This is a genomic window from Cellvibrio sp. GW822-FHT04B05 (genome assembly GCF_058800985.1).
Genome location: NZ_JBXAMU010000005.1, coordinates 43893 through 58419 on the forward strand (window position 1 = coordinate 43893; position 14527 = coordinate 58419).

Annotated in this window: 15 protein-coding genes; 12 read left to right on the top strand and 3 right to left on the bottom strand. The window is 46.2% G+C overall.

Going from position 1 to position 14527, the window contains the following annotated elements; all coding sequences use genetic code 11:
• Window positions 1-34: 34 nt before the first annotated feature.
• The 11 genes from rpmF to AC1RJL_RS16025 all read left to right on the top strand — a co-directional run bounded on the left by rpmF (window position 35) and on the right by AC1RJL_RS16025 (window position 10769).
• On the top strand, window positions 35-217 hold the full coding sequence (gene rpmF / locus AC1RJL_RS15975) for a 50S ribosomal protein L32 (RefSeq protein ID WP_310070006.1): 183 nt from the start codon (window positions 35-37) through the stop codon (window positions 215-217).
• 24 nt (window positions 218-241) lie between these two features.
• Window positions 242-1243 carry a phosphate acyltransferase PlsX gene (plsX, locus tag AC1RJL_RS15980; protein ID WP_492915809.1) on the top strand — a complete coding sequence of 334 codons (1002 nt, stop codon included), beginning with the start codon at window positions 242-244 and terminating at the stop codon, window positions 1241-1243.
• A gap of 38 nt (window positions 1244-1281) precedes the next feature.
• The gene (fabD, locus tag AC1RJL_RS15985; RefSeq protein WP_492915811.1) at window positions 1282-2223 is read left to right on the top strand and encodes an ACP S-malonyltransferase; all 942 of its coding nucleotides are present in this window, start codon (window positions 1282-1284) and stop codon (window positions 2221-2223) included.
• A 61-nt stretch (window positions 2224-2284) separates the two neighbouring features.
• Entirely contained in the window at window positions 2285-3031 is a 747-nt protein-coding gene (gene fabG, locus AC1RJL_RS15990) for a 3-oxoacyl-ACP reductase FabG (protein ID WP_492915813.1), read from the top strand.
• Between the two features lie 194 nt (window positions 3032-3225).
• Window positions 3226-3462 carry an acyl carrier protein gene (acpP, locus tag AC1RJL_RS15995; protein ID WP_012487300.1) on the top strand — a complete coding sequence of 79 codons (237 nt, stop codon included), beginning with the start codon at window positions 3226-3228 and terminating at the stop codon, window positions 3460-3462.
• 191 nt (window positions 3463-3653) lie between these two features.
• Window positions 3654-4892 (top strand): beta-ketoacyl-ACP synthase II, encoded by a 1239-nt coding sequence (fabF, locus tag AC1RJL_RS16000; RefSeq protein ID WP_492915815.1) that lies wholly within the window; start codon window positions 3654-3656, stop codon window positions 4890-4892.
• Window positions 4893-4963: 71 nt separating this feature from the next.
• Entirely contained in the window at window positions 4964-5845 is an 882-nt protein-coding gene (gene pabC, locus AC1RJL_RS16005) for an aminodeoxychorismate lyase (RefSeq protein ID WP_492915817.1), read from the top strand.
• Between the two features lie 10 nt (window positions 5846-5855).
• Complete coding sequence (gene mltG / locus AC1RJL_RS16010; RefSeq protein WP_492915819.1) at window positions 5856-6920, top strand: endolytic transglycosylase MltG; 1065 nt, start codon at window positions 5856-5858, stop codon at window positions 6918-6920.
• A gap of 165 nt (window positions 6921-7085) precedes the next feature.
• Window positions 7086-8807, top strand: a complete 1722-nt coding sequence (locus AC1RJL_RS16015; RefSeq protein WP_492915821.1) for a glutamine--tRNA ligase/YqeY domain fusion protein — start codon at window positions 7086-7088, stop codon at window positions 8805-8807.
• Between the two features lies 1 nt (window position 8808).
• Window positions 8809-10209: a cysteine--tRNA ligase gene (gene cysS / locus AC1RJL_RS16020; protein WP_492915823.1), complete on the top strand. Its 1401-nt coding sequence runs from the start codon at window positions 8809-8811 to the stop codon at window positions 10207-10209.
• Between the two features lie 341 nt (window positions 10210-10550).
• Window positions 10551-10769 carry a hypothetical protein gene (locus AC1RJL_RS16025; protein WP_492915825.1) on the top strand — a complete coding sequence of 73 codons (219 nt, stop codon included), beginning with the start codon at window positions 10551-10553 and terminating at the stop codon, window positions 10767-10769.
• Between the two features lie 31 nt (window positions 10770-10800).
• Here the strand turns inward: AC1RJL_RS16025 and AC1RJL_RS16030 are convergent, their stop codons facing one another.
• On the bottom strand, window positions 10801-11604 hold the full coding sequence (locus AC1RJL_RS16030) for a cytochrome C assembly family protein (RefSeq protein WP_492915827.1): 804 nt from the start codon (window positions 11602-11604) through the stop codon (window positions 10801-10803).
• Between the two features lie 252 nt (window positions 11605-11856).
• Here AC1RJL_RS16030 and ffh point away from each other — a divergent pair, with 252 nt between their 5' ends.
• A complete protein-coding gene (ffh, locus tag AC1RJL_RS16035) occupies window positions 11857-13248 on the top strand; it encodes a signal recognition particle protein (RefSeq protein WP_492915829.1) in 1392 nt (463 codons plus the stop codon).
• Between the two features lie 57 nt (window positions 13249-13305).
• Here ffh and AC1RJL_RS16040 read toward each other — a convergent pair whose 3' ends face one another.
• Together AC1RJL_RS16040 and AC1RJL_RS16045 are read right to left on the bottom strand one after the other, a co-directional pair.
• Entirely contained in the window at window positions 13306-13767 is a 462-nt protein-coding gene (locus AC1RJL_RS16040; RefSeq protein ID WP_492915831.1) for a secondary thiamine-phosphate synthase enzyme YjbQ, read from the bottom strand.
• A gap of 285 nt (window positions 13768-14052) precedes the next feature.
• Complete coding sequence (locus tag AC1RJL_RS16045; protein ID WP_492915833.1) at window positions 14053-14397, bottom strand: HopJ type III effector protein; 345 nt, start codon at window positions 14395-14397, stop codon at window positions 14053-14055.
• Window positions 14398-14527: the final 130 nt, after the last annotated feature.

Below are 14527 nucleotides of genomic sequence, written 5' to 3' on the forward strand. Positions count from 1 at the left end.
TCGGTTCCAATGAGTCAGTAAATAGGAGCAAACCATGGCAGTTCAACAAAACAAAAAATCTCGTTCCAAGCGTGACATGCGTCGTTCACACGATGCACTGACTGGCCCAACCCTGTCAGTTGATGCTACTAGCGGTGAGAAACACCTGCGTCACCACGTGACCGCAGACGGTTTCTATCGCGGCCGTAAAGTGATTGACAAAGGCAGTGACGAGTAATTATTTACTCAAGACGACTGCATCTTGTCGGCAAGAATTCAAATAGCGGTTGACGCTATGAGCGGGGACTTAGGTCCCCGCGTTGCTATTTCAGCCTCGCAAAAATTTGTAACACAGTTTCCGGATGTCGATTTGATGTTAGTCGGCAACGAACATCAGCTTCTTTCTTTGCTTCCTAATCCCCAAAAATTACATAAACGTATTACGCTTGTGCACGCTGCTGATGTGGTTAGCATGCATGATGATCCATTGCTCGCATTACGCCAAAAGAAAGATTCATCTATGTGGATGGCGCTGGATTTGTTGCGTAACAATGATGTAGATGCATGCGTCAGTGCAGGTAATACGGGGGCACTGTTAGCGATAGCAAAATTTTTAATCAAGACTTTTCCTGGTATTGAGCGCCCTGCGATTGGTAAGTCCATGCCTGTCGAGCACGGCGTGACTTATTTATTGGATTTGGGCGCTAATATCAATTGTTCCCCGGAACATCTGCATCAATTTGCTTTGATGGGGAATGTTCTGGCGAGCGTTTCGAGCCCTCGCGTTGCATTATTAAATATTGGTACAGAGCAGCAAAAAGGCACCGATACGTTAAAAGCTGCACAAGCATTGTTGCAAAATGATAATCGCATTAATTACGTTGGTTTTGTCGAGGCAAATAGCATTTTTACCGGAGCGGTAGACGTTATCGTTTGTGATGGATTTCATGGCAATATTGCATTGAAAACCAGTGAGGGGGTTGCTCGCTTCATTGCAAATAAAATTTCAAAAGTTACCAGGCAGAATTTCTTTATCCGAATATTGAGCTTGTTGTTATGGCCAGTATTAAATCGTGTGCAACGTGAGTTGGACCCATCTTTATACAATGGTGCGAGTTTTCTCGGGTTGCAAAAAACCGTTGTGAAAAGCCACGGCAGTGCGGATGACAGGGCATTTTTACAGGCGCTGATTGTGGCCCGTGAGCAAGTTATCCAGCAGGTGCCTGAGCGAATTCGACAAGTGCTGTGTGTAGCCGGAAATTAACACTAAATTTCAGTTAAAAAGAGAAGCGTTTAATTACTATGACTAATCAACATCTTGCTTTTGTATTTCCAGGCCAGGGTTCACAAAAGATTGGCATGCTAGCTGAATTGGCGGCTGAATTTCCAATTGTGGAAAAAACCTTCGCTGAAGCATCAAGTGTATTGGGTTACGACTTATGGGCTTTAGTGCAAGATGGTGCACAAGAAGAAATTAACTTGACCGAGCGCACCCAGCCATTGTTGTTAACAGCAAGTGTCGCTGTATGGCGCGTTTGGCAGGAAAAAAATGGTGCGCAGCCTACGCTTATGGCTGGGCATAGTTTGGGCGAATGGTCTGCATTGGTATGCGCTGGTGTGGTTGCATTCACCGATGCAGTGAAGTTGGTGCAGCAGCGTGGAAAGTTCATGCAGGAGGCTGTTCCAGCCGGACAAGGCGCTATGGCGGCGATTATCGGTCTTGATGATGCGTTAATCCTGGATGCGTGTAAAAAAGCAGAGCAGGGCGAAGTAGTTGCCGCGGTCAATTTTAACTCGCCAGGTCAGGTTGTTATTGCGGGGGCAGTAGCGGCAGTTGAACGTGCTGGTTCGCTTTGCAAGGAGGCTGGCGCTAAGCGTGCGTTACCTTTGCCGGTGAGCGCTCCCTTTCACACTGAGTTGATGCGTCCTGCAGCAGAGCGTTTGGCTGATCAGGTTGCGACAACAATTTTTTCTGTGCCGCAAATTCCAGTGGTGCACAATGTCACTGCAGCAGTGGAAACTAATCCTGAAAAAATTAAAGCATTAATGATTGAACAAATTTACAGCCCTGTGCGCTGGGTTGAGTGTGTAAATACTATGGTTGCAACAGGAGTTACTTTTACGCTGGAGTGTGGGCCAGGTAAGGTACTTTCCGGTTTGAATAAGCGCATTCATGCGGAATTGGTGACAGCTTCAGTTGAGAAACCAGAAGAATTGCAGGCAGCATTAACGAGCTTTGCGTGATTATTTATTTTAGTTTTCGATTGTTAGCTTTCTACTTTTTATTTTTATACGGGAACGATAAATGTTAAATCTTAACGATAAAGTTGCCTTGGTTACCGGTGCCAGTCGTGGTATTGGTGCAGCAATCGCTGAGCAATTAGGTAAGGCGGGTGCAGTGGTTATTGGCACAGCAACCAGTACCTCCGGTGCTGAAAAAATTTCAGCGCGTTTTGCCGAGTTGGGTATTCGCGGCGCTGGTAAGGTACTGAACGTAACAGATGCGGATTCTGTTGCGGCGTTGCTAAAAGAAGTGGGTGATGAATTTGGTGCGCCTGCTATTTTGGTAAACAACGCAGGTATTACTAAAGATAATTTGTTAATGCGTATGAGTGATGAAGAATGGTTTGATGTTATCAATACCAATCTGAGTGCAATTTATCGTTTGAGCAAAGGTGTGTTGCGCGGAATGATGAAAGCTCGCTGGGGACGTATTATCAATATCAGTTCAGTCGTGGGTGCAATGGGTAATCCCGGACAATCCAATTACGCTGCAACCAAAGCGGGCGTTGCCGGCTTCGCTCGCTCTTTGGCGGCAGAGGTGGGTTCACGTAATATTACAGTGAATACAGTTGCACCGGGTTTTATTGATACCGACATGACCAAAGTGTTGCCGGAAGAGCAAAAGCAGCAATTATTGTCTCGTATTCCACTGGGTAGGCTGGGTGCACCGGAAGAGATAGCCTCTGTAGTCGTTTTCCTGGCCAGTGATGCTGGTGCTTACATCAGTGGCGAGACGATTCACGTCAATGGCGGCATGTATATGTCGTGATTTTTGAATTGTAACTCATTGTTTTTTATGGGTTATATTCTAAAAATTAAAGAAATTTGCCTCATGGCATTACAACAACCTGAAAATCGATGTAAAATGCGCGACGATTTTGACCGGAACACTCGGCCCAGTCGATTTTTGGCTTGAACCGTCAGGTGTTTCGAACATATAACCACTAGGAGTTACATAACATCATGAGTAGCATTGAAGAACGCGTAAAAAAGATCGTTGCTGAGCAACTGGGTGTGAAAGAAGAAGAAGTTAAAAACGAAGCTTCTTTCGTCGAAGATCTGGGCGCTGATTCTTTGGATACCGTAGAGTTGGTAATGGCTCTCGAAGAAGAATTTGAAACTGAGATTCCGGATGAAGAAGCCGAGAAGATCACCACCGTTCAATTAGCTATCGATTACATCAATGCCAACCTGGCATAATTTGCCTGCTTGGTGTGATTTGATTGGCAGCTGATATCTGTTTTTCAAAAAGCCGTATTATTGCAAAATAGTACGGCTTTTTCTTTTGCCTTAAGGCATATCCAATCGTAGTTTCCGATTTCTTACGAATCATCAAGATAATTGGAGTGCTGCTGTTGCACCCAATCATCTTTCGCAGGAGAGCTTTAAACGTGTCTCGTAAAAGAGTTGTAGTCACTGGTCTGGGTATGATCAGTTCACTGGGTAATACCGTTGCGGATACCTGGAATGGCATCGTCAACGGGAAAAGTGGCATAGCAACAATTACCCAATTTGATGTCTCGGCTTTTACCACGCAATTCAGTGCATCGGTGAAGGGTTTGGTGGTGGATGATTATTTCCCTGGCAAAGAAGCGCGCAAAATGGACCCGTTTATCCAGTACGGCATGGTTGCCGGTATCCAGGCAATTCGCGACTCGGGATTGGAAATTACCGAGGCGAATGCGGGACGAATTGGTGTATCCATTGGTTCCGGAATTGGTGGTATCGGGACTATCGAAGAGGGTTCATCAACCCTTGAACATAAAGGCCCGCGCCGTATCTCCCCATTTTTTGTGCCCAGCGCCATTATTAATATGATCTCCGGTAATTTGTCGATCATGTTTGGTCTGCGCGGCCCGAATATCGCCATCACCACTGCTTGCACTACAGGCACACACAGTATTGGTTTTGCCGCCCGTATGATTCAATACGGCGATGCCGATGTTATGGTGGCCGGTGGTGCTGAAATGGCGACTACGCCGCTTGGTTTGGGTGGTTTTGCTGCTGCCCGTGCACTTTCTACCCGCAATGATAATCCGCAAGCGGCAAGTCGCCCGTGGGATAAAGACCGTGACGGTTTTGTGCTGGGTGACGGTGCTGGTGTTTTAGTGTTGGAAGAATACGAGCACGCGAAAGCGCGCGGCGCGAAAATTTATGCTGAGTTGATTGGTTTCGGGATGAGCGGTGACGCCTACCACATGACCTCTCCACCGGAGGACGGTTCAGGTGCAGCAGCGTCCATGCGCAATGCGATCCTGGATGCAGGTATTCCGTTAGAGTTGATTAATTATATTAACGCTCATGGAACCTCTACTCCCGCAGGCGATAAAGCGGAATGTCAGGCAGTCAAATCAGTGATGGGTTCTGCGGCCAGCCAGGTTGCGGTAAGTTCAACCAAATCCATGATCGGTCACCTATTGGGTGCGGCTGGTGCTGTTGAAGCGATTTTCAGCGTATTGGCTATTCGCGATCAGGTTGCACCACCCACAATCAATCTGGATAACCCGGAAGAAGGCTGCGATATCAATCTGGTGCCGCACACTGCGCAAGAACGCAAGATCGAAGCTGTGTTGTCCAACTCTTTTGGTTTTGGCGGTACAAATGGATCTTTGATCTTCCGCAAGCTCTAAATATCATTTGTTTTACGCAAAAAATAACGCCGGACTGGAGACAGTCCGGCGTTTTTGTATAGACTCCCATCATGCCAATCAATCTTCCCCTTATTAGTGTTAACGGCGTGCTCGATGCGGCTATATCGCCCTTGGATCGAGGGTTCGCCTATGGTGATGGGATATTTGAAACCTGTCGTTATCAGAATGGTTCTATTCCCCTGTGGCAATACCATCGCGAGCGCTTATTAAAAAGTGCTGAACGTTTGGGTATCCCTCTGGATGAGCAATTATTGTTGCACTACCGGAATGAATTGCTTGCGCAAATCGATGCGCTGCAAATGACTGATGCCGTATTGAAAGTGACGGTAACCCGCGGTGTCGGCGGTCGTGGGTATCGTGTACCGGATGCAGTAAAACCAACCTATTGCCTGGGCATTTTTTCCGGTAATCCACTGGCTACCGAGCAGTACCGTGAGGGTGTTTCGGTGCGGATTTGCAATCTGCGCTTATCGCAAAGTCCGGCGCTGGCAGGTATGAAACATTTGAATCGCCTGGAGCAGATCCTCGCGCGCGCTGAATGGACAAATGAGTTTGCCGAAGGTTTGTTGCTGGATACAGATGCTAATGTTATTGAAGCAACTGTCAGCAATCTTTTTGCTGTGAAAGATAATCAGCTTTACACGCCTGATTTAGCAAACGCCGGTGTTGCCGGTGTTATGCGTAGGTTGCTCATTGATCAGTTGGCGCCTGCATTGGAGTTGGATATTAATGTTGTTGATATGGATTTGGATTTTATAGCAGCAGCGGATGAAATTTTTCTTTGTAATAGTGTCTACGGTATTTGGCCGGTAAATAATGTGGTTGATGATCGGCAAAAAACGCCACAGCAATACGCGTATCATCAACATCAAATAACACAAGCATTGCAGCAACGGCTTGAACAGTTTTTAGGTAATTCGGGTGAGTCATAACGACGTTTCTATGAGTAAAAAATTATCCTTGACAATGAAGTTGCTGGGCTTGTTTGCCGGTATTTGTCTTGCAGGTTTATTAAGTCTGTTGGCGGCTTGGTTTTATGTGCAAAATTGGTTTGTGACACCGTTGCATATCCCTGAGCAGGGATATACTTATGAGCTAAAGCAGGGTCATTCTCTCAGTCATTTGGCAAATGATTTGGGGAATGAAAAAATATTAAATCACCCGCGGTTGCTGCGCTTGTATGCGCGTTTTGATGAAACAGCAAAGGTTCATGCTGGCGAGTATTTCTTTCCAGTCGGAACCACACCGAAAGATTTATTGTTAAAGCTTAAAAGCGGCGATGTAGTTTTGTATCAGGTGACTTTTGTCGAGGGTTGGACGGTGAAACAAGTGCTGGCTGCGCTGGAAAAGTTGACCACTATTCGCCATCTACTCAGCGATAAAACCGAGCCGGAACAGTTGGCGCTGCTGCAGTTGTCCGTCCCGCATCTTGAAGGATGGTTTTTTCCTGATACTTACAGCTTTAGTCGCAATACCAGTGATGTTGAAATACTGCAGAATGCCCATCGTAAAATGCAATCGTTATTGGAGTCCGAGTGGGAGAAGCGCGCCCCCAATTTACCTTACAGCAATAGTTATGAGGCCTTGATTATGGCGTCGATTGTTGAACGTGAAACCGGGCATCACAGCGAGCGGGACCAGATTGCCGGCGTGTTTGTTCGTCGTTTGCAGCAGGGGATGAAACTGCAAACTGATCCCACGGTTATTTACGGAATGGGCGATAGTTACATCGGTCGTATTACGCGCAAAAATCTTGAAGAGGCGACCAGCTATAACACCTACGTGATTCCAGGGTTGCCTCCTACACCTATATCACTGCCGAGCGCTGCATCAATCAAGGCGGCGCTTAATCCTGCACCGGGCAAGGCGCTGTATTTTGTTGCCAAAGGTGATGGTACCAGCGAATTCTCCGATAACCTGGAAGCGCACAATCAGGCAGTTCGTCGCTATCAATTGAACCGTCGCAGTGATTACCGTGCTGCGCCACCTCCGGTGCAGCAAAACTGATTGTTTTTTGTGCTGGCAGCGGTTATTTCCCACGGTATGAAAAGCGCGCTCGACTCAGTACAATAGCCCTCAATATCAATGACCGCCCCCCGGATTTGTGATCCCATCCCTGACGGATTTACGATCCTGCCCCAAGGTCCTTACCCTAACGGATTTATTTATCCCATGAGCGACAATCATTCAGCGATTGATACTGCCGACACCGGCAATACCGAAACAAAAAGCAAACCTTTGCATTTTATCCAGCAAATTATTCGCAAAGATTTGGAGCAGGGCTTACACCAAAAAATCGTGACCCGTTTTCCACCCGAACCCAATGGCTATTTGCATATCGGTCACGCTAAATCCATCTGCCTCAACTTTGGTGTGGCCGAAGAGTTTGGTGGTGTCTGCAATTTGCGTTTTGACGATACCAATCCTGAAAAAGAAAATGAAGAGTTCGTTAACGCCATCAAGCAGGATGTAGAGTGGTTAGGTTTTAAATGGGATGGCGCAGTTCGCTATACCTCGGATTATTTTGATCAACTACATGCATGGGCTATTCATTTAATTAAAAACGGGTTGGCATTCGTTTGCGATTTGAGCGCAGAGCAAATGCGTGAATACCGTGGCACTTTGGTTGAAGCGGGAAAAAATAGCCCTTTCCGTGATCGTAGCGTAGAAGAAAACCTTGCACTGTTTGAAAAAATGCGTGCAGGTGAATTTGAAGAGGGTGCTTGTTCCCTGCGTGCCAAGATTGATATGGCATCCCCCAATATTAATTTGCGTGATCCCATCATCTATCGCATTAAAAAAGCACATCATCATCAAACGGGTGATAAGTGGTGCATTTATCCATCCTATGATTTTGCGCACGGCCAGAGCGATGCGCTGGAAGGTATTACCCATTCAATTTGTACGCTGGAATTTGAAGACCACAAGCCTTTGTACGATTGGTTTATTCAAAATTTGCCGGTGCCCGCAAAGCCGCGTCAATATGAATTTGCGCGTTTGAATATCAATTATGCTGTAACCAGCAAACGTAAATTAAAACAATTGGTTGATGAAAATCATGTTGACGGATGGAATGATCCACGCATGCCAACTATTTCAGGAATGCGCCGTCGCGGTTACACGCCAGCGTCATTGCGCGATTTTTGTGAGCGCATCGGTGTTACCCGTTCTGACAGCATCGTTGATGTAGGTGTATTGGAATTTTGTGTGCGCGATGATTTGGATAAAAATGCACCGCGCGCTATGTGTGTTTTAAAACCACTCAAATTGACTTTGACCAACTATCCCGCAGAGCAAGTGGAAACATTGACTGTACATAATCATCCTAATCGTGATGATTTAGGGGATCGCACAATTCCGTTTACCCAAACTGTATTTATCGAGCAAGAAGATTTTCGTGAGGAAGCAAATAAAAAATACAAACGCTTGGTGACCGGCAAGCGTGTGCGCTTGCGTGGTGCTTATGTAATTGAAGCTGATGAGGCGATTAAAGATTCTGCCGGCAATGTGATCGAAGTGCGCGCGCGCGTTATCGAAGGCACCTTAGGTAAGGATCCGGCTGATGGTGTAAAACCTAAAGGTGTTATCCATTGGGTTTCAGCGACTCAAAATCTTGATTGTGAAGTGCGTTTATACAATCGCCTGTTTAACGATGAAGCACCGGATGCCGGCGGGAAAAATTTTTTGGATTCAATTAATCCAAACAACCTTGAAATTCTGCAGGGCTGTAAAGCAGAGCTTAGCCTTGGCAATTCAAAAGTGGGTAACGGCTACCAGTTTGAGCGCCAGGGTTATTTCTGCCTTGATAGCAAATACAGCACTAGCGAAAAATTGGTATTTAATCGCACCATCAGTTTGAAAGACAGCTTCGGCAAAACGGAAGATCAGGAATAATATGCTGCAAATATACAACACACTTACGCGTCAAAAAGAAGTTTTCAAGCCGATTAACCCTGGCAAAATTTCTATGTATGTTTGTGGTATTACCGTATACGACTATTGCCATATCGGTCATGCACGTGTTTTGGTTGCATTTGATGTCATCACCAAATTCCTGCGCAGCCAAGGCTGGGATGTTACCTATGTGCGTAACATTACTGATATTGACGATAAAATTATCAAGCGCGCGAATGAAAATGGCGAAGAGTTTACTGCGCTAACCAAACGCTTCATCGACTTTATGCATGAAGATGAAACCCGTTTAGGGATTGCGCGTCCTGATATTGAACCGCGTGCGACAGCGTTTATCGACCAGATCGTAGATATGAATAAAACCTTGATCGATAAAGGTTTTGCCTACGCTGCCAGTAATGGTGATGTTTATTATCGTGTAACGCGCTTTGCCGATTATGGAAAACTCACCAATAAAAATGTTGATGAGTTGCTTGTCGGTGCGCGCATCGAAGTTGATGAAATAAAAGAAGATCCGCGTGATTTCGTATTATGGAAGGCGGCAAAGTCTGACGAGCCTGCATGGAAATCACCTTGGGGAAATGGTCGCCCCGGTTGGCATATTGAATGTTCTGCAATGAGCAAAAATTGCTGCGGCGAAACCTTTGATATTCATGGCGGTGGTCCTGATTTACCATTTCCGCACCATGAAAATGAAATCGCACAAAGCGAAGCGGCCAATGGTTGCAAGTACGTTAACTATTGGATGCACGCCGGAGCTGTGCGCGTTGATGGCGAAAAGATGTCAAAATCACTTGGCAATTTTTTCACTATTCGCGATGTGCTGGAAAAATATCATCCAGAGGTTGTGCGCTTTTTATTGGTTAGCAGCCATTACCGCAGCCCGATTAATTATGCGGAAGATAATCTTATCGAGGCGCGTGCCGGATTGGAGCGTTTTTATGGTGGCTTGCGTGATTATGCAGATGTACCACCAACACCTTTGGCTAAAATAGTCGATAGCCCATATTACCAGGCGTTTGTTGAAGCCATGAACGATGACTTCAATACTCGCGTAGCTTTGGCGGGAATGTTTGATTTGGTGCGTGACCTAAACAATGCCAGAAATAATCCAGAGCTGGCTAAAAGTCTCGCTGGCCAGTTGAAAGCATTAGGGTTGATTTTAGGTGTGCTGCAAGAAAACCCTGAGGTATTTTTGCAGGCAGGCGGAGCTGACCAAATTACCGCCGAACGCGTTGAGCAATTAATTGCTGACCGTATTCAGGCTAAAAAAGACAAGCAGTATGCGCGTGCAGATGAAATTCGTAAGGAATTACTTGCATCAGGCGTTGTTCTGGAAGATTCCCGCGATGGCACTACCCAGTGGCGTCGTGAATCTGTTTGAGCGCCTAACTGACTTATGACCAGCTTTTTTGATCAGCATGCACTTTACTGGCTTGGCGGGTTTATTCTGATTTATACGCTCGCCCATTTATTGGTAACCAGACATTCGCGTTCCGCATCTTTGTCGGAAGCGCACAAAAAGATAATAACTAAGCTTCTCGCTATCGGCATTTTTACAGCGGTGTATTTACTTGTGAAATTATTAGGCCGGTGATCATAAATGTCACCGGCTGATCATTTACTTTCCGCAGCTAATTTTTGCGCGGACTTCTCTGGCGGCTTACCCACAATGCCACTACGTTAAGCCAATGGATTTGTTAGGATGGCATCACGGAGGCTTACATGTTTCGTAGACTATTCCGTCACCGTGGTTTAGGTGTAAACCTGATTGTTGGTTTCAGCTTTTTAATGCTAGCGGTATATGGATGGGGGTTGAGTTGGGACTCTCTTGGTGAGCATCTGATCGTTATTGCAGGGTTATCGATAGGATTGATTTTTATCGCTGCTTTGCTGGGTTGGTTGTTGCGCAAATGGATGCGAAGCCGGTGCGAGCGAAAGTAGGGTGAGGAAAATTATTCACGCGAGCTAATTATCAGACCCGATTCAGAATAATTTCCAACACCAGCTTGCTGCCAAAATACGCAAGCATCAAACAGATAAAACCTGCCAGTGCCCAGCGAATCGCCTTATTTCCTCTCCAGCCCATTTGGTGGCGTCCCCAAAGTAGCAGTGCGTAGATGAGCCACGCAATGAGTGCAAAAACTGTTTTGTGTACCAGATGCTGGGCAAACATATCTTCCAGGAAATAAAACCCGGACAGTATCGCGAGCGTTAGCAAAATTTCGCCTACCCACAGTAACTCAAATAATAATGATTCCATGGTTTGCAGCGGCGGTAAAAGGCGCGCGCTGGCGATGCGATGTTTATTGCGCAATGCCCTATTTTGGTAGGCCAATATCAACGCTTGGAGACTGGCGATAGTGAGCAGGCTGTAGGCAAGCAAGGCAGGAACAACGTGGGCTGCGATCGTATAGCTTAAGGAGTGTTGCCATTCAGGATTATTCAGGCAAATAGATACCAGCACTGAAAGTGCAGAGAGCGGAAACAGCAGGAGAAATAAATTATGCAGCTCTTTTTTTAAGCTGCTAATCAGGACTATCGCATTAATTAGCCAGAAGATGAGCGACGATGCTGAAAATAAACTGAAATTAAAACTGTTTCCGTCCGCCAGGCTAATCCCATAGATGCCAACACCATGTGCCATCAGGCCCGCTGCCGCAGTACCAAGGATTTGTGAGGAAGCAAAGGGTTTTTGACGTGCAAATTGGCTGCCGAAATAAACAGCCGCCGCAATGTATATAAGAATGGCAATCAGGTTGGCGCTAAGGGTTATCATGCTGGTAGGGTTAGTCCGTAACGGAAGATTTCATAGGCTAAGCTGAGGCCGCAAGTGTGTCACAAGGTACCGGCAAAGAGAAGGGTAAATGAGAAACAGCCTTATCAAGCTCTCGCCCTGAGGATCTTATAGATTGTTTATCAATACACCCTTTAAACCTGCTTTGGGGGTATAATCGCGGCCACTTTTCCTGGCTGATATGGTCTACCTGAATCAGCCCACCGAGAATCAACCGTTTGTTTGAGACAGGCTATGTTTGAGAATCTAACCGACCGTTTATCCCATACACTGCGTAGCATCACCGGCAAGGCACGCCTCAGTGAAGATAATATTAAAGACGCCCTGCGCGACGTGCGTAAGGCATTGCTTGAGGCCGACGTTGCGCTGCCGGTAGTTAAGGTATTTATCGATCAAGTGCGCAGTCGCGCGTTAGGCCAGCAAATTAGTAAAGCGCTGAATCCCGGCCAACAATTTATCAAGATTGTTGAGGCTGAATTGGTTGCCACTATGGGGCAGGCGAATGAGTCACTGAATCTGGCTCAACAGCCGCCAGCCGTTATATTAATGGCAGGCTTGCAGGGGGCGGGCAAAACGACTTCTGTTGCCAAGTTGGCGCGTTTCCTGAAGGAGCGCGAGAAGAAAAAAGTATTGGTGGTGAGTGCGGACGTATATCGTCCAGCCGCTATCCAACAGCTGCAAACATTGGCGACTGAGGTGGGCGTGGAGTGCTATCCATCCACCGGTGAGCAAAAGCCGCTCGACATCGCTCGCAACGCAATTGATCACGCCAGAAAGCAATTCTTTGATGTGCTGATTGTGGATACCGCCGGTCGTCTTCATATCGATGAAGACCTGATGACCGAGATCAAGGATCTGCACGCCGCAATTAATCCGATTGAAACCCTGTTTGTGATCGACGCCATGATCGGTCAGGATGCGGTTAACACGGCCAAAGCTTTTAATGATGCGTTGCCGTTGACCGGTGTAATCCTCACTAAGGCGGACGGCGATGCACGTGGCGGCGCTGCATTGTCAGTGCGCCATATTACTGGCAAACCGATCAAGTTTCTGGGGATGGGGGAGAAAGTCGATGCATTGGAGCCTTTCCACCCTGATCGTATCGCTTCGCGTATTTTAGGAATGGGTGATGTGCTTTCGCTGATCGAACAAGCCGAGCGCACTATCGATAAAGAAAAAGCGGAAAAGCTGATCAAGAAAGTGACCAAAGGTCAAAAATTTGATCTTGAGGATTTGCGTGATCAATTACAGCAGATGCAAAACATGGGTGGCTTGACCTCCATGTTGGATAAATTGCCCGGCCTTGGTAATGTTGCGCAAATGGCGCAGACAGCGAATATGGGCAAACAATTTAAAACCATGGAAGCCATTATTAACTCCATGACACCTGAAGAGCGTCGCAACCCGGATGATTTGAGCGGATCGCGTAAGCGCCGCATCACTATGGGTTCTGGTACACAAATCCAGGACTTAAACCGTTTGTTAAAACAATATAAACAAATGGCAAAAATGATGGGCAAAATGAAAGGTGGCGGTATGCAAAAAATGATGCGCGGCATCGGCGGTATGATGCCGGGCGGTGGTGCAGCGCCAGGTGGTATTTTACCTCCGGGCTTCCGCAAATAAGCTTTGCGCTATGCAATAAAAAACCCGCAACGAGCGGGTTTTTTATTATTCGCAATTTTAAAAAGTATCACCCTGTAAGGTAGCGACTAAAGTGCGACTGCCTCCACGATTGCGATGCTCGCACAAATAAATTCCCTGCCAAATCCCCAGGTTCAAACGGCCATCAGTAATCGGAATATTTAAGCTGGCACCGAGGAGGCTCGCCTTTAAATGCGCCGGTAAATCGTCGCTACCTTCATCGTTATGCAGGTAATAAGGTTGATCTTCTGGTACAGCGCGATTGAAGAAACTTTCAAAATCCTTGCGCACGGTGGGATCTGCATTTTCGTTAATGGTTAGTGATGCCGATGTGTGTTTAATCAAAATATTCAACAAACCAATTTTATAATTGGATAGCTCTGGAAGCTGGCGGAGGATTTCATCTGTCACCAGATGAAATCCACGCGCACGCGCGGTCAGACGAAATTCTTTTTGCGTCCACATAGTTGTTATTGCCCAGTGGAGGTTAGTGTTGGACATTCATCGGGAATATGTCCACTAACTTTCGCATCCGCACAGGCACCACAGGCATTGCTGTAAGTTTTTTGTTCAGTAGACAGACAGGGAGTTGTTACGCAGCGAACACCTGTGTCTCTTGTCGCACATACCGGGCGATAATCCATAGTGCATACAGTTGGACGCTGCTCGGGGCAATGAGTAAACTCAGGTTTGGCCTTGTTCTCCGCTGGCGTAGCAGCGCAAGCTGTAAGAGTCACTGTGAGTACAATTAATCTGAGTCGCGCTGACATATTCAGCTCCATAAAATTATTTTTTGCGTAAGGCATCGTTTTCAAATGCGATACCGCTCCAACCGAATTGGATAAAATTGCGAATATTTTGATGGTCTTGCGCATCGGGATGCTGAAGCACATCCACGCGATAATAATCACCAAAACAGGCTAGAGTTTGCGTTTCATTTAACCCCTGTAATTTAGCGAATGAAAATAATTTACAGGAGCCGGAATTTTGTCCTGCTTCATTTTTTAATGCGCCATTTTGAAAGGCACTTGGTGTGAATTCATAATGGGCATCAATAACGGCAATGGTGTCGCCAAATTGGATTGAGTCAGGAGTGCTGCTCAGTTTTGTGATAAATGCTTCAATGGTCATAATTAATTACTCTCACGTAAAAATTATTACGTATTTTACTCGTTCAAAGCACAAAATAATAATTGTTCTTCCTTTACTGGTTGTTCTTGTTCAATTGCGCTATGGTTGCGTTATATCTTTAGCCACTGTT